A 16,668-nucleotide genomic window follows, 5' to 3' on the forward strand; every position below is an offset into this window, starting at 1 on the left:
CGAATGGGCGTACTGCCTTCGCAAACGCCTGCGAGGGCATGCGGTTCGGATCATGCCTTGCTTTTCTTCGCCGGCGTAGCCGCTTCCGCCGCATCCTCGCGATGCTCGCCGACACCCAGATAGATCAGGATCGGCGCCGCGATGAAGATCGAGGTATAGGTGCCGACCAGCACCACGCCGAACATCATCACCGCGGTGAAGCTGTGAATGGCGTGACCGCCGAACAGAAGCAGAGCCAGCAGCGCCAGCGTTACCGTGAAGTGGGTGATGATCGAACGCGACAGCGTCGAGTTGATGGACTCGTTGAGCAATTGCGGCATCGGCATCTTCTTGTAGCGCCGCAGCATTTCACGAATACGGTCATAGATGACGACGGTGTCGTTGAGCGAATAGCCCAGAATGGTCAGAAGCGCCGCGATACTGGTCAGGTCGAAATCGACCTGGCTGACCGACATGAAGCCGATGGTCAGCACGATATCGTGCACGTTGGCGATCATGGCGCCGAGCGCGAACTGCCACTCGAAACGGAACCAGAGATAGATCAGGATCGAGACGATCGCGAGCATCAGGCCCAGCATGCCGTAAGCCAGCAGCTCGCCGGAGACGCGTGGGCCCACCACTTCGACGCGGCGATAGTCGACGGAATCGCCGAGCGCGGCACGGACCTTCTGGACGGCCTCCTGCTGGGCGGCGTCGCCGCCCGGCTGCTCCGCGACGCGGATCAGGACATCAGCCGGACCGCCGAACTGCTGCAACTGGACTTCGCCGAGACGCAGGGCATCGAGCGTGGTGCGCATCGCCGCGATGTCGGCGGTGCCCGACTTGGCCTGCACTTCGAGCAGCGTGCCGCCGCGGAAGTCAATGCCGAAATTCAGGCCATGGGTAAAGAACAGCGTGATCGCGACGATCGACAGCGCCGCCGAAATCGGAAAGCTGATGCGGCGGAAACGCGTGAAGTCGAAATGCGTATTGTCCGGGACGATGCGCAGCGACGGCAGCAGCCCGAGCGCGGCGACCACGGTGAGAACGGCAATGAGGATGCCAAGCCCGACGAGAACGTAGTGAGTCACGGTCTTAGCTCCTAGATCGGCACGCTCTGGGGCCGCTTCCACCGCACCCACCCGGCCACGATCAGCCGGGTCAGCGTGAAGGCGGTGAACACCGTGGTGATGATGCCGATGCCCAGCGTCACTGCAAAGCCGCGCACCGGGCCGGTGCCGATATAGAACAGCACTGCGGCGGCAATGAAGGTCGTGATATTGGAATCGAGGATGGTCGCCAGCGCCCGCTTGAAGCCGGCGTCGATCGCCGAGATCGCGTTGCGGCCACCGCGCAGCTCCTCGCGGATGCGCTCGTAGATCAGCACGTTGGAATCGACCGCGATGCCGACGGTGAGCACGATGCCGGCGATGCCGGGCAGCGTCAGCGTGGCGTTGAGCAGCGACAGCAGGCCGAAGATCATCGCGACGTTGATCGCCACCGCGATGTTGGCGAACACGCCGAACAGCCGGTAGGTCAGCAGCATGAACACGATGACCAGGATCGAGCCGACATAGGCCGCAAGCTCGCCCTTCTCGATCGAGTCCTGGCCGAGACCCGGACCGACGGTGCGTTCTTCGACCACCGTGAGCGGCGCCGGCAGCGCGCCGGCGCGCAAGAGGATCGCGAGATCGTTGGCCGATTGCACGGTGAAACTGCCGGAGATCTGGCCCTGACCACCGGTGATGGGCTCGCGGATGACGGGCGCCGAGATCACCTTGTTGTCGAGAACGATCGCGAACGGCAACCCCACGTTTTCCTGTGTGGCCTGCGAGAACTTGCGCGCACCCGACGTATTGAACTTGAAGCTGACGACCGGCTCATTCGTGCGCTGGTCGAAGCTCGCCTGGGCGTCGGTCAGGTCGCCTCCCGCGACCAGCACCTGCTTTTTGACCACGTAGGGGGTCGGCGGCGGCGACGCGCTCATCAGCAGTTCGGATTCCGGTGGTAACCTGCCCTGCTGCGCCTGGTCCGGCGGCACGGAGGCATCGACCATCCGGAATTCCATCTTCGCGGTCTTGCCCAGCAATTCCTTCAGGCGGGTCGGATCCTGAAGCCCGGGGACCTGCACCAGGATGCGGTCGTTGCCTTGACGCTGGATGACAGGCTCGACGGTACCAAGCTCGTTGACGCGGCGTTCGACGATCTGGATCGATTGCTCGATGGTCTTGCGCATGCGCTCGATCATCGCGGCCTGCGGTGGGCTCAGGCGGATCAACCCGCCGCCTGCATCGGTCACGTCAAGGTCGCGTTGACCGCTGGACCCTATGAGACCGCCCAACGGCTGGGCCATCTCCCGCAGCTTGGACAGCGCGGTCGGCACGTCGGATTCCTTGGTGACGCGAACCTCGACCGCGTCATTGCGCACAGTGAGACCGCCGGTAAAGCCGATCTTGTTGTCACGCAGCACCCGACGTCCCTCGTCGCGGATCTGGTCGAGCCTCTCCTTCTTCACGTAATTGCCGTCGACCTCGAGCAGCAGGTAGGAGCCGCCCTGAAGGTCGAGGCCGAGCACGAGCCGGCGCTGCGCCCAAGCGGGCCAGGTCTTCACCTGCGCCTCGGGAAAGAAGTTCGGGACCGCGCAGAGGCACACGATCAGCGCCGTCAGGATAATCCCGAGCGCCCTCCACCGCGTGAAATACAACATCGACTGGACCTGTCAGATCAGGAGACTTGAGATGCTCGCACGAGCAATCATTTCGCGGAGGTGTCGTCCTTGGCGACTTCCTTAGCGCTTTCCTTGGCCGGCTCGCCCTTGGCGCGCACGCCGGAGACCATCGAACGCATCTGCCGCACCCGCACGCCATCGGCGATCTCGAACTCGATCTGGTCGTCATCGACGACCTTGGTGACCTTGCCGACGAGGCCGCCCGAGGTCACGACGGTGTCGCCGCGGCGGATGTTCTTCACAAGGTCGGCATGATCCTTCACCTTCTTCTGCTGCGGGCGCAGAATCAGGAAGTACATGATCACGAAGATCAGGGCGAACGGCAGCAGCGACATCAACATGCTGTTGGTGTCGCCGGCGCCCGCAGCCTGGGCATACGCAGGAGTAATCAGCATTCGGACGATCCTCGTGAGAACGGGGGAAAGCCGGTCAGGCCCGCAGGGCGACCGGCTCGGTCAAATTCGCGCGGACTATAGCGGCCAGCGCCCCAATTGCAACGCTGCCAGACCGTCGATTTGGCCACCTTGCGGCGGACGTCGAGGCCCGATAAGGCTGCATTCTCAGGAACTTCGGACATGCCCAGAAAACCAAGCAAAAGCCCGGCCGGCAAAGGCCCCCGTACCTCTGCCAGGAAGCCGGCTCGCGTCGCGGCAAAACGCCCCACGGTAGCCCCCACAGACCTCCCCCAGGAGCGCATCGTCCGCGCATTGGAGACCATTGCGGCGCACCTGTCCGCTCAGGGGAAGCGGGCCGCAGCGCCCGAATCGTTCGAGCGGGCGGATGCCTTTGTCTGGCACCCGGACGGCCGCCTTTCGGCGGTGCCGCGGGTCAGCCGCGTCGAACTGTTCCTGCTCAAGGGTGTCGACCGGATGCGCGATATCCTGATGGAAAATACCGAGCGCTTTGCGAACGGTCTGCCCGCCAACAACGCTTTGCTTTGGGGCGCGCGCGGCATGGGCAAGTCGTCGCTGGTGAAGGCCGCGCATGCCAGCATCAATGCCGACCGCAAACCGGCCGATAAGCTGAAGCTGATCGAGATTCATCGCGAGGACATCGAGAGCCTGCCCGCGCTGATGGAGCAGCTTCGGGCCTCGTCCTTCTACTTCATCGTGTTCTGTGACGACCTCTCGTTCGACGGCAATGACGCATCCTACAAGTCGCTCAAGGCCGTGCTCGAAGGCGGCATCGAGGGCCGGCCCGAGAATGTCATCCTCTACGCTACGTCAAATCGCCGCCATCTGCTCGCGCGCGAGATGATCGAGAACGAGCGCTCGACCGCGATCAATCCAGGCGAAGCGGTCGAGGAAAAGGTCTCGCTATCGGACCGCTTCGGCCTCTGGCTCGGCTTCCACCGCTGCAGCCAGGACGAATATCTCGCGATGGTCCGTGGCTATTGCAGCCATTTCGGCATCAAGGTCGACGACGAAGCGCTGGAGCGCGAGGCGCTGGAATGGTCGACCACGCGCGGCTCGCGCTCGGGCCGTGTTGCCTGGCAGTTCGTGCAGGAGCTTGCGGGACGGCTCGGCGTGAAGCTGACGGCGGCGTAGCGCAGGGGACGCCACGTTCTCAGGTGTCATCGCCCGCCTTGTGCGTACTTGCGCACTGGAGCGGACGATCCGGTATTCCAAGACGGTTGTGATCAATCGAGAGGCCGCGGCATACCGGGTCGCCCGGTCAAGCCGGGCGACGGCAGCGCGTTCGTGGTGATCGCGGGCGCTACTCGGACTTGCGCCTCAAGCCCCGTTCAGGAATTGAAGCGGGTCAACCGGGCTCGATCCCTTACGGATCTCGAAGTGGAGTTGCGGCGACGCCACCTCCCCGGATTGACCCGACTTGGCAATGACCTGGCCGCGCTTGATGGTATCGCCGCGCTTCACCATCAGCTCACTCGCATGGGCATATGCGGTGACGTAGCCGTTGGAGTGCCGAACCAGGACGAGATTGCCATAACCTTTCAGCTCGTTGCCGGAATAGGCGACGACGCCGTCGTCTGCCGCCTTGACCGGCGTACCCTCGGGCACCGCGAGATTGATGCCGTCATTGGACTTGCCGTTGGTCTTGGCGCCGTAGCTCGTGACCACCTTGCCGCGCACCGGCCAGCGGAAGGTCGGCAGCGCGCTGGTGACTTCCGCAGCTTTCGCCGGCGTCTCGGCGGATTTCTCTTCGACGTTGGCGGTGGCCTGGGCCAGACGGGCGCTCTGCACCGGCGCGGCAACGGCGGCCATCTTGGTAGCGGGCGCGGGAGCGGCCGCAATGGGCTGCAACGTCCCCGCAACCGGCGCGGCCGCGACGGGAGCCGGAGCAACCGGTGCCGCGACCGCTGCGGTCTTGGCACCGGGCACCGTCAGCTTGGTACCGAGCTTGAGTTTTGCCGACGGCTCGAGGCCGTTGGCGCGGGCAAGCTCGGCCGGCGCTATATGGTTCTTGCGGGCGATGCTGGCGAGCGTGTCGCCGCGGTTGACGAAGTGGGTGCTGGGCGGTGCGGTAACGGCCGCAACCGGCTTCGCCGCAGGCGCCATCACGGGAGCGGCCGCGACGGGAGCCATCACCGGCGCGGGGGCAGCAGCGGTCGCACCGGGATGCGGGATGATGAGTTGCTGGCCGGGCGAGAGCGTGCGCGGACCCTTGTAGCCGTTGGCGGCGAGGATCGCCTGCGGCGTGACGTGATAGCGCTTGGCGAGCACGTCGAGCGTGTCGCTGGTGCCGACGATGATCTTGGTCCCGCCGACCGGCTGGGCGGCTGCGATCGAGCGCGGCGGCACGGTGGCCGTGGTCTCGAGATGCGGCTGTGCCGGGGGCGCATAGGACCCCATGCCACGCCCGCCTCCGGACACCCCGCCCCCCGCCGCAACGGGATAGGATTGCGGCGCGGAAACCGCCGGCGGCGGCAAGGGCTGCGACTGATAGCCAGGCTGGGTCTGCGGCCGCGAGTATTGCGGCAGCTCACGCTGCGGCGGCGGTGCCTGCTGCACCGAGCCGGTCGCTTCCTGGGAGAAGGGATTGGAGAAATTCGACTGGGACAGCCGCGACGACATGTCAGCGCTGCACCCTGCAAAGCTGAACGAGATCAGCGCCAGCACCGCCACCTGCGGCACGCGGCGCGCGTAAAGCAACTCGGCGACAACAGACATGGTTACTCACTCGTACGCAACAGAACTGATCTTTTAAGTAAACACGCGCCGAGTAAATAACGGCTTAACCCTCCCAATAAGATGTTGGCAGCACAGCCAATCCGGAATTCTACAGCTCCCGCGCCACCCCGGGCAGCGCCGGCACGAAGCGGACGTCGACGAGTTCCTTGCGCTCGATGCCGGCTTCGCTCCGGCTCAGGCGGATCAGCGTCTGTACGCCCTGATGCGGGCCGACCGGCGCGATCAGGATGCCGCCGACCTCGAGCCGCTCGATCAGGTTCTGCGGAATCTGCTCCATCGCGGCCGTGACGATGATGCGGTCGAACTGCCCGATATTGGCAGGCAGGTTGAGCCCGTCACCCAGCATCACCTCGACATTGTGATAGTCGAGCTTCTCAAGCCTGGCGCGTGCGGCGTCCGCGAGCTTGCGATAGCGCTCGACCGTCAACACCTGGCCCGCGAGCCGCGACAACACGGCGGCCTGATAGCCCGAGCCGGCGCCGATCTCGAGCACGCGATGGTGCTTCCGGAGCTGGAGCTGCTCGGTCATGTAGGCGACCACGAAGGGCTGGCTGATGGTCTGCCCGCAGGCGATCGGCAGCGCGCTGTCGCGATAGGCGCCGGCGCGATCGGTCTCGTCGACGAACAGCTCGCGCGGCACCTCCTCCATGGTGCGCAGCACCGCCTGATCGCTGATGCCCCGACGCCTCAGCGTGAGCTGAAACATCATCTTTTCCGGCGGGTGCTGATGGGTGGCCATTGCTGCTTGTGTCGTCTCGTCAGATCCAGGTCGATGCTTGAGGTCGATGCTTGTGGAGCTCAAGACCCGGACAAGAATCTTGTTCCTGCTCAGGAACCCATGATACCCTTTCGGGCGCTGTACTTGACCATAAATCGGCTTGCAACGGGCCGACGGCGGTGGCCATTTTCAGGTAACAGTTCGCCGAAACACACATTGCGTCGATTCGTGTTATCTGCGAACGTTTTCAGGAATGGGCAAGGACTCAACTATGATCGCGACAGGGCTTTCCGGCCGCTCTGTATTCCTCGTCGAGGACGAGGTGATGATCCGGATGATGGTCGCAGACATGCTTGAGGAACTCGGCTACAAGGTCGCGGCTGAAGCTGGCGATATCACCGAAGCCATGCGACTTGCCCAATCGACCGAGTTCGATCTCGCCATCCTCGACGTCAACGTCAACGGCAAGGTGATCTCCCCGGTCGCCGACCTGATCAAGGCAAAGGGCTGCCCCTTCATCTTCGCCACCGGCTACGGCTCCTCGGGCCTGCCCGAGCAATATCGCGACCGGCCGGCGCTTCAGAAGCCGTTTCAGCTCGACGCTCTCGGCAAGACCATCGAAGCCGCGCTTCGCGGCGGCTAGCCGCTGTTTCCAAGCCGTCCCTTACTTCAGCGTCGCGCCCAGCTCTTCGAAAAACGCCTCGTTGGTGCGGTCGAGCCTGAGCGGCGTGACCGAGACGTAGCGCTCGCGCAGCGCCGCGAGATCGGTGCCGTCGGCCGGCGTGTCCATCATTGCCGCGCGCTCGAAGCCGATCCAGAAATAGGGATTGCCGCGGCCGTCCCTGCGCTCGTCGATCCTGAGGAAGCCAAGGTTGCGCTTGCCCTGCCGCGTCACGCGGATGCCCAAGACATCCTCCGGCGCGCAGGACGGGAAGTTGACGTTGATGACGGTGTCCTTCGGGATGCCTGCCGCGATCACCTTGCGCAGGATGTCGGGCCCGAACTTGCGCGCGGTGTCCCACGGCGGCCGCTCGCGCGTCTCGACACTGAACTCCTGCGACAGCGCGAACGACGGCAGCCCCAAGATGGTGCCTTCCAGCGCGCCGGCGATGGTGCCGGAATAGACCACGTCCTCGGCGACGTTGCGGCCCTTGTTGACGCCCGAGAGCACGACGTCGGGCAGCTTGGCGCCGAGGATATGGCGCGCGCCCATGATGACGCAGTCGGTCGGCGTGCCGCGTACTGCGAAGTGCCGCGGGCCGACTTCGCGCAAGCGCAAGGGATCGTTCAGCGACAGCGAATGCGACACGCCGGACTGGTCGAGCTCGGGCGCGACCACCCAGACATCGTCGGACAGCGTCTGCGCGATCTCCTCCACGACCTTGAGGCCGGGAGCGTGAATGCCGTCGTCATTGGTGCAGAGAATTCGCATATCTCAGCTCGATTCCATGGGGCGTCTCGCGCTGGTCTTATCCGGCTATGACCGATCAGGCAAACTGGCGCTGCCGTGGTCAAAGCCCGTCAGCGGCGAATCCTCCACTGCGGCAAGAACCGCGCGAGCCTGCCTTCCGCACGCAGCACGAAGGCCGGTGGAACCGGCGGCAGGGCCGGGAGCGGCTCCATGGCAGCAGGCGGCGCCGGCAGCAGCTCGGCCGCCAATTGAGCCGGCTCACGCGGATAGCGCGTGCGCGCCGTCGCCAATGCCCTGTCAAAATCCTCGATATTGACCCCGGCCTTGGCGCGCCGGCTCTGCACGAGAGCGTCGTCCCAGAGCCGCGCGATCTCGATGTCCAGCACGCCACGCAGGCGCTGGTCGACGGCCTGGATGCCGGCACCTGTCACCGCCCATTGTCTGCCGACCCAGAAGATGTCGTGGTGCAAGGCCATGAACGATGGTTTCGAGTTGTCGGGTGGCCGACAAGATAACCGGCCGCCCAATCTTCGCAACCAAACGTTTCTGCCTCACGGCCGGGCAATCACGCCCTATTCGCGCGCGACCACCTTGAGCCCGCCCATATAGGGCTGGAGCACGCTGGGGACCGCGATCGAGCCGTCCTCCTGCTGATAGGTCTCCATCACAGCGATCAGCGCACGGCCCAGCGCCGTGCCGGAGCCGTTCAGCGTGTGCACGAAGCGCGGCTTGCCGTCAGGGCCGCGCGAGCGCGCGTCCATGCGGCGGGCCTGGAAATCGCCGCACACCGAGCAGCTCGATATCTCGCGGAATGCCCCGCCCTCACCCTGGCCCGGCATCCAGACTTCGATGTCATAGGTTTTTTGCGACGAAAAGCCCATATCTCCGGTGCACAGCGTCATCACGCGGTAATGCAGGTCGAGCCTCCGCAGCACTTCCTCGGCGCACGCAAGCATGCGCTCGTGCTCGTCCTTGCTGGTCTCCGGCGTCGTGATCGAGACCAGCTCGACCTTGGTGAACTGGTGCTGGCGGATCATGCCGCGGGTGTCGCGCCCGGCAGCCCCCGCCTCCGCGCGAAAACACGGTGTCAGTGCAGTCAACCGCATGGGAAGCTGCTTCTCCTCGAGGATGGATTCGCGGACGAGATTGGTCAGCGCCACCTCTGCGGTCGGAATGATGCCGAGCCGCTCGGTCCGCAGCCGCTCGTGGTCGGGCGCGGCGAGCAACTCGCCCTTGATTGCCCAGAATTGGTCGTCTTCGAACTTCGGCAATTGTCCCGTGCCGAACATGATCTCGTTGCGCACCAGCAGCGGCGGATTGATCTCGGTATAGCCGTGCTCGTCGATGTGCAGATTGAGCATGAACTGACCGAGCGCGCGTTCGAGCCGCGCCAGCCCTTTCTTCAGCACGACGAAACGCGCGCCGGAGAGCTTTGCCGCCGTCTCGAAATCCATGTCACCGAGCGCGGCGCCGAGATCATCATGGGGTTTTGGCGCGAGCGCGTAGTTGCGCTTGTTGCCGAAGACATGGCGCTGCACATTGCCGCGCTCGTCGACACCATCGGGTACCCCGCCGAGCGGCAGATTGGGGATCGCCGACAGCTCCTTGGCCAACTCCTCGTCGGCGGCTTTCGCGGCGGCCTCAAGCTGCGGCATCGTGGTCTTCAGCTCCGCCACCTCGGCCATCAGCGTGGCCGCCCGCGCCTCATCCTTCGTCTTCTTGGCGTCGCCGATCTCCTTCGAGGCAGCGTTGCGCCGCGCCTGGGCCTGCTCCGAGGCCAGGATCGCCGCGCGCCGCTTCTCGTCGATCGCGAGCAGCGACGCCGACAACGGCTTCAGGCCCCGCCGCGCGAGGCCGGCGTCGAAGGCTTGCGGATTGTCGCGGATCGATTTGATGTCGTGCATGGCCGTGGTCCTGAGGCTTGTCGCAAACTTGCAGCGTTCAACGTTGCAAGTTTGCATATAGCCCCTAGCACGCCTGTCATCGCCCGCGAAAGCTGGCGATCCAGTATTCCAGAGGCGTCAGCGATCAATCGAGGGGCCGCGGCGGACTGGATTCCCCGCTTTCGCGGGGAATGACACCGGGGTGCCGGCGCCCTACTCCGCCGGATTGGCCGGCGAGGATGCGCCGCTGGCCGGCTGGGAAGCCGCCGCCTTCTTCTCCACCATCCCCACCGCGATGATCGAGCCCTCGTAGAGTAGAAGCAGGGGAATCGCGAGCGAGCACTGGCTCAGCACGTCCGGCGGCGTCAGCACGGCCGCGATGACGAAGGCGATCACGATGAAATAGCGTCGCTTCTCGCGCAGCATTTTTGAAGTGACGATGCCGATCCGGCCAAGCAGCGTCAGGATGACCGGAAGCTGGAAGGCGATGCCGAAGGCGAAGATCAGCGACATCATCAGTGACAGATATTCGCCGACCTTGGGCAGGAGCTGAATCTGCGCGGTCTCGTCACTGCCGGCCTGCTGCATGCCGAGCGAGAAGCGAACCAGCATCGGCAGCACGACGAAATAGACCAGCGCCGCACCCAGCACGAAGAAGAACGGGGTCGCGACCAAATACGGCAGGAAGGCCTGCTTCTCCTGCTTGTAGAGCCCGGGCGCCACGAACTTGTAGATTTGAGTGGCGACGATCGGGAACGAAATGAAGCCGGCGCCGAACAGCGCTAGCTTGAGCTGGGTGATGAAATATTCCAGCAGAGCCGTGTAGATGAATTTCGAGTTCTCCGGCCCCGCCACCCACACGAACGGCCAGACCAGCACGTTGTAGATCTGCTTGGCAAAGAAGAAGCAGAAGATGAAGGCCACGCCGAAGCCGAGCAGGGCCTTGATCAGCCGCGAGCGCAGCTCGATCAAATGGTCCATCAGTGGGGCTTTGCTGGCCTCGATATCGGCGTCGCTCATGACGCTTTGGCGTCCTTGATCGCCTCGGATGGCGCGGTGTCCTGGCTGACCGGAGCTGACTCGACCTCGCGGGTGATGGCGAGCGGTTCGTTCGCCACCGCATGCGCCTCGGCCTCCAGGAAAGTCTCGGGCGTCGGTAATTCCGGTGTCGTCGGGGTGGCCGGCGCTTCCGCTGAAATCGCCGGCGCTTCACTTGACGTCGCTGGCGGTTCGACAGCAGCGGCCGTGGAAGTCTCTGCGGGCTTGTCGAGCGCATCGACGCGCAAGGCGTCGCTGACGTCCTTCTGGAGCGAGGTCATCAAATTGTTGCCGGCGAAGCCGGAAGCCGCTTCCTTGACCTCGTCAAAACTCTTCTTGAGGTCGGCCATCTCGGCCTCGCGCATGGCTTCCTGAAACTGGCCTTGGAATTCGGCGGCCATCTTGCGGGCCTTGCCCATCCACTGTCCGACCATGCGCAGCACGCCCGGCAGCTCTTTCGGGCCGATGGCGATCAGGGCTACGACCCCGATCAGGACCAGTTCACTCCACCCGATGTCGAACATGAGGTCTTCCGTTCAGGCCAGCCGCCACCGGCCCAATCCTCTCCACGCAGGATCGGGACCACCGCGTCTGCCCGCTCTTTGGCTCAGACGGCCTTGCTGCCGACGTCGGACCGTGCCGCGGTCGGCGCGGCAGTGTGCTCGATGGACTTGGCCGGCTCGGGCTTGTCGGCGACCTTGTCGTCGTCCTGCATGCCCTTCTTGAAGGCCTTGATGCCCTGCGCGACGTCACCCATCAGATCCGAAATCTTGCCGCGGCCGAACAGCAGCAGGACCACTGCGATCACCAAGATCCAGTGCCAAATGCTAAGCGAACCCATCCTGCAACCCTCCAAACGCGCGTGGCCGGGACCCCGGCCGATCTTCACCGAAACCTAGGCTTCGCAGGTGTCAAAAACAAGGACCAAGGCAGCGCCAATTCGCTGTTGGCGCTAGGTAATCTTGCTAGTTTTGCCTGACAAATAGTCGAATGCCGCGCCGTGACTGTTTTTATTGATGTTTTTAGCATATTTTGTTGCGATCGTTGAGCAACACGTTGCGGATTGTTGTGTATTTGCCTACATCATTGTGCGTTTGTCATCTGCTAGTATCACAATGTGACCCCGGCAGGAGCCTTGTGATACGCAAATGGGAACTATCGTCGAGCGCCAACGCAAGAACGGCGGCAAGGCATTCATGGCAAAGATCGTCCTCAAGCAAAAGGGCGAGGTGATCCACCGCGAGACACAGACTTTCGATCGGCGTCCGGCCGCCGCCGCATGGATCGCTCGCCGTGAGGACGAGCTTTCAAAGCCGGGCGCGATCGAACGCGCAAAGGTAGCGGAGAACGACCCGACCCTTGCCGCAGTCATCGATCGGTACACGGCCGAATCTGTGACAGAGATCAACCCGTCCAAAGCCTCAACGCTCAGCATCATCAAGACATACGGCATAGCAGACAAGCGCTGCTCGCATATCGCAGCGTCGGATATCACCGAATTCATCAAGTCCATACCTTGGACCCCGCAAACGCGGATGAACTACGTCACCCACCTCTCGACCATCTATTCCGTTGCGCGGCCCATGTGGGGATACCCGCTAGATCCGATCGTGATCCGCGAAGCTAAGACGGTCTTGCGTCGGATGGGGATCATCTCCAGCAGCAAGGACCGCGACAGGAGGCCGACGCTCAACGAGCTAGACCGGCTGATGAACCACTTTGACGAGCGCCAGACGCGCAGCCCGTGGGCCGCGCCCATGTGCCGTTTAATCGCTTTCGCGATCTTCTCAACCCGCCGTCAGGATGAGATTTGCCGGATCACATGGGCCGACCTCGACGAGGACAACAGCCGCATCCTGGTCCGCGACATGAAGAACCCCGGCCAGACGGTCGGCAATGACGTTTGGTGCGACCTCCCCGCGCCCGCCCTGCGGATCATCCAGGCGACGCCGCGCACCGACGAGCGGATATTCCCCTACACTGCCGGCGCGATCGGCGCAGCCTTCACAGAAGCTTGCGCGCTTCTCGGGATCACGACAGAGGATATGCCCGATAGCGAGCGGCTGCACTTCCACGACCTCAGGCATGAGGGCACATCGTGGTTGTTCGAAACCGGGTACAACATTCCGCACGCCGCCGCAGTCACCGGGCATCGCACCTGGACGAGCCTTAAGCGGTACACCCAACTGCGACAGCGCGGCGACAAGTTCGCCGGCTGGAAATGGCTCGATGCTGTGACGGTTGTGTAAAGCGCAACAACCATTCGCATCAATAGTCGTCGGGATTGAACCTGCAAGAAGGGACTTCCCGATGATTAAGCCGACAGTCGGACGCGTGGTGTGGTTCACCCCGTCTATCAACGCCCACCAGACCGATCCCGCGTTCCGCCACATCGATCCCGCGCAGCCTTGCGCCGCTATGGTGACGCATGTGTGGGGCGATCGCATGGTGAACCTCGTGACGTTCGACAGCAACGGCGCGGCGTTCGGCAAAACGAGCGTCGTGCTGTTGCAGGATGACGACGCAAAGCCGGAGTACGGCTATTTCTGTTCCTGGATGCCCTATCAGGTCGGGCAGGCTGCCAAGCATTCCGCCGACGACGCCAAGAAATAACGAACACCCCTCGCGGTACTCCTTCCCGTCAGCATCCAGAATGACGGGGAAACATGGTCCCGATCGTCCGTGCAGAACGGCGCTGGATCGCGGAGGGGTTTCATTGACCAGCGTAATCGGGGCAACCTGGATGGAGCAAAGGCCGCAGACCCGGAATGAGCCGGGGAGCGGCCTTTACCAATTTAGGGCCGGCTCTTTGTCCGTCGCGCCGCTGCTGCGATCCGGCGCGTAGAACGTCACCCGGTCCTCGTTGTCGCGCCGATCGCGGCCCACCGTCCAACCTAGCTTCTTCATGATCCGGCCGACGCGGCCGGCGTGGCGGTAGTCGGCATCCTTCATGGGGATGCCCAGGTGCGAGAAGATATCGATTTGCGCGATCGAGGATTGCCCCTTGATCAGCGGCCCGATCTTGTCCGTCCACACGTCAACGTCGGTTCGCTTCTCTTGTTCGAGCTCTACGGCCGCGAGTTCTTCCTCCTGGACCCACCATGGCGTGTTGGCGCGGTAGAGCGCGACAGCCTCAGCCCATAGCTGATCGCGATCGAGCGCGATTGCATCCGTGTCGATGCTGCCGACAGTCACCGGCCAGAACCGCCGCGCGCCCGTGGGATCGCGCAGGTATGCGTTGCCTTCCGGGTTGATCGTGCCGTTCAGCACCACGCGGCGCGGAGCCTCGATCACCGCGCGACCGTAGGGCGGGCGAAAGCGATCGGTCTGTTGCGTCAGGAACTTCTTGACCTCGTTCACCTCAGCCGCCGAGAACTTGTGCATCTCCGCGACCTCAAGGCCCCACACGCCTTGCATTTCCATCTTGGCATCTTTGCCTCCAATGTCGGACAGGCCGTCAGTAAAGAAGTCGTCGCCGTAGAGGAAGCGAAGCGCCGTCGATTTGCGCGCGCCCTGCGGACCCTCCAGGATCGGCATGGTATCGACCTTGCACCCAGGCTGGAGCCCGCGCGCGACGCCCGAGATTAGCCAGCGCATGCCCACCGTGCGAGCATACGGCGTGTCCTCGACCCCCATGTAGTAGCTCAGCCACTTCCCGACGCGCGGCCGGTTGTCCCACTTGACGCCTTCCAGGTACTCACGCAGGCGATCGAAGCCCGCGCGTTCCGCGATTGTCTGGATCACGGCCGCAATGTTCGAGGCTTTCGGCGACATCTGCCGCGCCTCCAGCCACATCACCGCTTCGCTGTAGTCGCGATCCTGGACAACGCGCGGCGTCCACGACTGTTCGCGTTCCCACGGCGGCCGACGCATCAGCATGACGCGCAGCTTGAACTCGTCCCACGCGAACACGCCCGCCGTCTCCGGGTGGTTCTCCAGGAACAGCGCCCAATTCTTGGTAGCGCCCGGCTTGACCGCGCCCTTGTCATTGCAAACGAGATTGAGCATCCAATTCTCGTCAGCCGCGACCGTGCGGCGCGTCCGGATATCCGTCACCGTGGCGGGTTGCTCTTGCTGGACGGTGCGAGCCTCGACGACGGGCCTTGCCGGCGCAGCCGCGACAGGACCAGCAACGGGCGCAGGCTTCTCCACGGGGCGCGCTGGCGGTTGGGGCGGCGTCCACGGCCGCACCGTCTCCCGCATGAACTGATCGAGGCGCGGCTTGTCCCAGCCATCGCGGATCGCATCGGCCGCGTCCCAGCCTTTCGGCGGATCGTCGCGCATGACATCCATCACGCGCACGGTGCAGCCGAGGCCGACCAGGATGGCCGCAATCTCGTTCGCGGTCCCGAGCCCAGGCACATCAGCGTCCGGCCAGATCACGACGTTGCGGCCAGCGAGCGGCGACCAGTCCGTATGCTTGACCCCTTGCGTTCCGCCCGCCCAGGACAGCACGACCCGCGCGGTTTCGTTCGCGAGCGCGTCGCGGCACTTCTCGCCCTCGACGACGATCACCTGCCGGGCATCGCCGAGACGGTCTAGACCGTAGAGCGGCCGAGGCTTTGGGAACGGGAAGCGCGACCAGCACTCGCGGCCGTCAGGCAGACGGACTGCCATGACCATCGGGGTTTCTTTGTCGCCGTCGCCGAGGTCATGACGCAGCACATAGCCGAACAGCGAGCCATCGGCGCGACGATACGGGAACACCATCGACGGCGCAAAGCCGCCCCACTCCGTTGCATCGCCCGCGCGCTTTGGATTGTAGAGCTTGACCCGCTTACCGGGCTCGATCGACGCGCCATCGGGCGGATCAATCGGCTCGATCCCGGCGTAGATATCGCGCGCCTCGATCCGACGCGGCGCAACGTTCGGGCCAGCATTGCCACCGCCGAGGATACTGATCGCCTCGCGCAGGCCGACGCCCTTGATGCCGCGAACGAAATCCATGACGTCGCCATGCTCGCCGCAGCCGAAGCAATGGAAGCGCTCGACCTTGTCCTTGCCGACGAAAATGGTGAACGACGGCGTGTCCTCAGCATGGAACGGGCAGCAGCCGAGAAATTCGCCGCCGTCCTTCTCCAGCTTCACCCCGAAAGAGGCCGCCGTGTCGGGCAGAGAAACGTCACGCCGTAGGCGCTCGACATCGGACGACATAATGCCCCGTAGGTGATTTGCGTGTTGCGCTAATCACAACACTTGCAACGAAAACGTCAAGAAGAAGTTAGCGTTTGCCCCGGATTATCTGAGCCAACTCGCTTTCGTTGTGGGCAACACCGGCCCGCCCGCCCGCTTTGTTGACGGCCTCGATCCAGGCTGTCTGCTCTTTCGTCGGCCGCGCGCCGTCCTTAACTTCGACCTGGACATAGAGCGCGACGGTTGACCCGATCATATCGGCCGTCACCTCGACGGGCATCCAGCCGCCCAGGTCGGACATCCCGGCGACGCCGGCATGAAACGGTCGAGCGTTGCGAATGACGATATCGCCTTTGCCCAGCATCACCCGCTTACCGGGAAAGCCGTGCTCGACCTTCCCGACCCACGCCTGCCCCACGTTCTGCCGAAACAGCCTCGCCCCGAGTTGGGAGGCGAGGCGTTGCAGCAGGCGCATTAGATCGGCCTCGGCCATTTTAGCCGCCGCCCAGGGTAGCGCGCACGCCGGCATAGGCGAACAACTGCCAAAGCACAAAGACGCTGTAGCCGATGAACGCATAGGCGGCGGCGAGGATGATCAGTTCGAGGATGGTCAGCTTCATAGTGCG

At 64.0% G+C, this 16,668-nt stretch carries 18 protein-coding genes; 4 read left to right on the forward strand and 14 right to left on the reverse strand.

The window, feature by feature from the left end; all coding sequences use genetic code 11:
• Positions 1-50: 50 nt before the first annotated feature.
• Genes secF through yajC form a run of 3 tightly spaced genes read right to left on the reverse strand, consistent with a single transcriptional unit; the run spans position 51 to position 3,102 of the window.
• Complete coding sequence (gene secF, locus IVB18_RS26365) at positions 51-1,070, reverse strand: protein translocase subunit SecF (protein ID WP_247983340.1); 1,020 nt, start codon at positions 1,068-1,070, stop codon at positions 51-53.
• Between the two features lie 11 nt (positions 1,071-1,081).
• Positions 1,082-2,686 carry a protein translocase subunit SecD gene (secD, locus tag IVB18_RS26370; RefSeq protein WP_247983341.1) on the reverse strand — a complete coding sequence of 535 codons (1,605 nt, stop codon included), beginning with the start codon at positions 2,684-2,686 and terminating at the stop codon, positions 1,082-1,084.
• Positions 2,687-2,733: 47 nt separating this feature from the next.
• Positions 2,734-3,102 (reverse strand): preprotein translocase subunit YajC, encoded by a 369-nt coding sequence (gene yajC / locus IVB18_RS26375; protein ID WP_247983342.1) that lies wholly within the window; start codon positions 3,100-3,102, stop codon positions 2,734-2,736.
• Between the two features lie 180 nt (positions 3,103-3,282).
• Between yajC and IVB18_RS26380 the strand changes: the two genes are divergently transcribed.
• A complete protein-coding gene (locus IVB18_RS26380) occupies positions 3,283-4,254 on the forward strand; it encodes an ATP-binding protein (protein ID WP_247983343.1) in 972 nt (323 codons plus the stop codon).
• 186 nt (positions 4,255-4,440) lie between these two features.
• Here IVB18_RS26380 and IVB18_RS26385 read toward each other — a convergent pair whose 3' ends face one another.
• Together IVB18_RS26385 and IVB18_RS26390 are read right to left on the reverse strand one after the other, a co-directional pair.
• Positions 4,441-5,838: a LysM peptidoglycan-binding domain-containing M23 family metallopeptidase gene (locus tag IVB18_RS26385; RefSeq protein ID WP_247983344.1), complete on the reverse strand. Its 1,398-nt coding sequence runs from the start codon at positions 5,836-5,838 to the stop codon at positions 4,441-4,443.
• Between the two features lie 109 nt (positions 5,839-5,947).
• Complete coding sequence (locus IVB18_RS26390; RefSeq protein ID WP_247983345.1) at positions 5,948-6,598, reverse strand: protein-L-isoaspartate(D-aspartate) O-methyltransferase; 651 nt, start codon at positions 6,596-6,598, stop codon at positions 5,948-5,950.
• Between the two features lie 250 nt (positions 6,599-6,848).
• Here IVB18_RS26390 and IVB18_RS26395 point away from each other — a divergent pair, with 250 nt between their 5' ends.
• On the forward strand, positions 6,849-7,220 hold the full coding sequence (locus IVB18_RS26395) for a response regulator (protein WP_247983346.1): 372 nt from the start codon (positions 6,849-6,851) through the stop codon (positions 7,218-7,220).
• A gap of 21 nt (positions 7,221-7,241) precedes the next feature.
• Here the strand turns inward: IVB18_RS26395 and surE are convergent, their stop codons facing one another.
• The 6 genes from surE to IVB18_RS26425 all read right to left on the reverse strand — a co-directional run bounded on the left by surE (position 7,242) and on the right by IVB18_RS26425 (position 11,750).
• Entirely contained in the window at positions 7,242-8,009 is a 768-nt protein-coding gene (surE, locus tag IVB18_RS26400) for a 5'/3'-nucleotidase SurE (protein ID WP_247983347.1), read from the reverse strand.
• Between the two features lie 89 nt (positions 8,010-8,098).
• Positions 8,099-8,464 carry a hypothetical protein gene (locus tag IVB18_RS26405; protein ID WP_247983348.1) on the reverse strand — a complete coding sequence of 122 codons (366 nt, stop codon included), beginning with the start codon at positions 8,462-8,464 and terminating at the stop codon, positions 8,099-8,101.
• A 96-nt stretch (positions 8,465-8,560) separates the two neighbouring features.
• Positions 8,561-9,892, reverse strand: coding sequence for a serine--tRNA ligase (serS, locus tag IVB18_RS26410; RefSeq protein ID WP_247983349.1), 1,332 nt, complete (start codon positions 9,890-9,892; stop codon positions 8,561-8,563).
• 192 nt (positions 9,893-10,084) lie between these two features.
• The gene (tatC, locus tag IVB18_RS26415; RefSeq protein WP_247983350.1) at positions 10,085-10,891 is read right to left on the reverse strand and encodes a twin-arginine translocase subunit TatC; all 807 of its coding nucleotides are present in this window, start codon (positions 10,889-10,891) and stop codon (positions 10,085-10,087) included.
• Positions 10,888-11,433, reverse strand: a complete 546-nt coding sequence (gene tatB / locus IVB18_RS26420) for a Sec-independent protein translocase protein TatB (RefSeq protein ID WP_247983351.1) — start codon at positions 11,431-11,433, stop codon at positions 10,888-10,890. Before tatB ends, tatC begins: the two co-directional genes overlap by 4 nt.
• Positions 11,434-11,516: 83 nt before the next feature.
• The gene (locus tag IVB18_RS26425) at positions 11,517-11,750 is read right to left on the reverse strand and encodes a twin-arginine translocase TatA/TatE family subunit (protein WP_143845580.1); all 234 of its coding nucleotides are present in this window, start codon (positions 11,748-11,750) and stop codon (positions 11,517-11,519) included.
• 307 nt (positions 11,751-12,057) lie between these two features.
• Here IVB18_RS26425 and IVB18_RS26430 point away from each other — a divergent pair, with 307 nt between their 5' ends.
• Positions 12,058-13,158: a tyrosine-type recombinase/integrase gene (locus tag IVB18_RS26430; RefSeq protein ID WP_247983352.1), complete on the forward strand. Its 1,101-nt coding sequence runs from the start codon at positions 12,058-12,060 to the stop codon at positions 13,156-13,158.
• Positions 13,159-13,219: 61 nt separating this feature from the next.
• The gene (locus IVB18_RS26435; RefSeq protein ID WP_247983353.1) at positions 13,220-13,522 is read left to right on the forward strand and encodes a hypothetical protein; all 303 of its coding nucleotides are present in this window, start codon (positions 13,220-13,222) and stop codon (positions 13,520-13,522) included.
• Between the two features lie 174 nt (positions 13,523-13,696).
• Here the strand turns inward: IVB18_RS26435 and IVB18_RS26440 are convergent, their stop codons facing one another.
• The 3 genes from IVB18_RS26440 to IVB18_RS51685 form a co-directional block, all read right to left on the reverse strand.
• Positions 13,697-16,063 (reverse strand): VapE domain-containing protein, encoded by a 2,367-nt coding sequence (locus IVB18_RS26440; protein WP_247983354.1) that lies wholly within the window; start codon positions 16,061-16,063, stop codon positions 13,697-13,699.
• Between the two features lie 67 nt (positions 16,064-16,130).
• Positions 16,131-16,535 carry a VRR-NUC domain-containing protein gene (locus tag IVB18_RS26445; protein WP_247983355.1) on the reverse strand — a complete coding sequence of 135 codons (405 nt, stop codon included), beginning with the start codon at positions 16,533-16,535 and terminating at the stop codon, positions 16,131-16,133.
• Between the two features lies 1 nt (position 16,536).
• The gene (locus IVB18_RS51685; protein ID WP_256476344.1) at positions 16,537-16,662 is read right to left on the reverse strand and encodes a hypothetical protein; all 126 of its coding nucleotides are present in this window, start codon (positions 16,660-16,662) and stop codon (positions 16,537-16,539) included.
• Positions 16,663-16,668: the final 6 nt, after the last annotated feature.

It is taken from the genome of Bradyrhizobium sp. 186, from assembly GCF_023101685.1.
In the GTDB taxonomy this organism is placed as follows: Bacteria; Pseudomonadota; Alphaproteobacteria; order Rhizobiales; family Xanthobacteraceae; genus Bradyrhizobium.

Coding starts and splice junctions, on each gene's coding strand:
- secD (WP_247983341.1), bottom strand. CDS start 2,686: ATGTTGTATTTCACGCGGTGGAGGGCGCTCGGGATTATCCTGACGGCG.
- yajC (WP_247983342.1), bottom strand. CDS start 3,102: ATGCTGATTACTCCTGCGTATGCCCAGGCTGCGGGCGCCGGCGACACC.
- IVB18_RS26380 (WP_247983343.1), top strand. CDS start 3,283: ATGCCCAGAAAACCAAGCAAAAGCCCGGCCGGCAAAGGCCCCCGTACC.
- IVB18_RS26385 (WP_247983344.1), bottom strand. CDS start 5,838: ATGTCTGTTGTCGCCGAGTTGCTTTACGCGCGCCGCGTGCCGCAGGTG.
- IVB18_RS26390 (WP_247983345.1), bottom strand. CDS start 6,598: ATGGCCACCCATCAGCACCCGCCGGAAAAGATGATGTTTCAGCTCACG.
- IVB18_RS26395 (WP_247983346.1), top strand. CDS start 6,849: ATGATCGCGACAGGGCTTTCCGGCCGCTCTGTATTCCTCGTCGAGGAC.
- surE (WP_247983347.1), bottom strand. CDS start 8,009: ATGCGAATTCTCTGCACCAATGACGACGGCATTCACGCTCCCGGCCTC.
- IVB18_RS26405 (WP_247983348.1), bottom strand. CDS start 8,464: ATGGCCTTGCACCACGACATCTTCTGGGTCGGCAGACAATGGGCGGTG.
- serS (WP_247983349.1), bottom strand. CDS start 9,892: ATGCACGACATCAAATCGATCCGCGACAATCCGCAAGCCTTCGACGCC.
- tatC (WP_247983350.1), bottom strand. CDS start 10,891: ATGAGCGACGCCGATATCGAGGCCAGCAAAGCCCCACTGATGGACCAT.
- tatB (WP_247983351.1), bottom strand. CDS start 11,433: ATGTTCGACATCGGGTGGAGTGAACTGGTCCTGATCGGGGTCGTAGCC.
- IVB18_RS26425 (WP_143845580.1), bottom strand. CDS start 11,750: ATGGGTTCGCTTAGCATTTGGCACTGGATCTTGGTGATCGCAGTGGTC.
- IVB18_RS26430 (WP_247983352.1), top strand. CDS start 12,058: ATGGGAACTATCGTCGAGCGCCAACGCAAGAACGGCGGCAAGGCATTC.
- IVB18_RS26435 (WP_247983353.1), top strand. CDS start 13,220: ATGATTAAGCCGACAGTCGGACGCGTGGTGTGGTTCACCCCGTCTATC.
- IVB18_RS26440 (WP_247983354.1), bottom strand. CDS start 16,063: ATGTCGTCCGATGTCGAGCGCCTACGGCGTGACGTTTCTCTGCCCGAC.
- IVB18_RS26445 (WP_247983355.1), bottom strand. CDS start 16,535: ATGGCCGAGGCCGATCTAATGCGCCTGCTGCAACGCCTCGCCTCCCAA.
- IVB18_RS51685 (WP_256476344.1), bottom strand. CDS start 16,662: ATGAAGCTGACCATCCTCGAACTGATCATCCTCGCCGCCGCCTATGCG.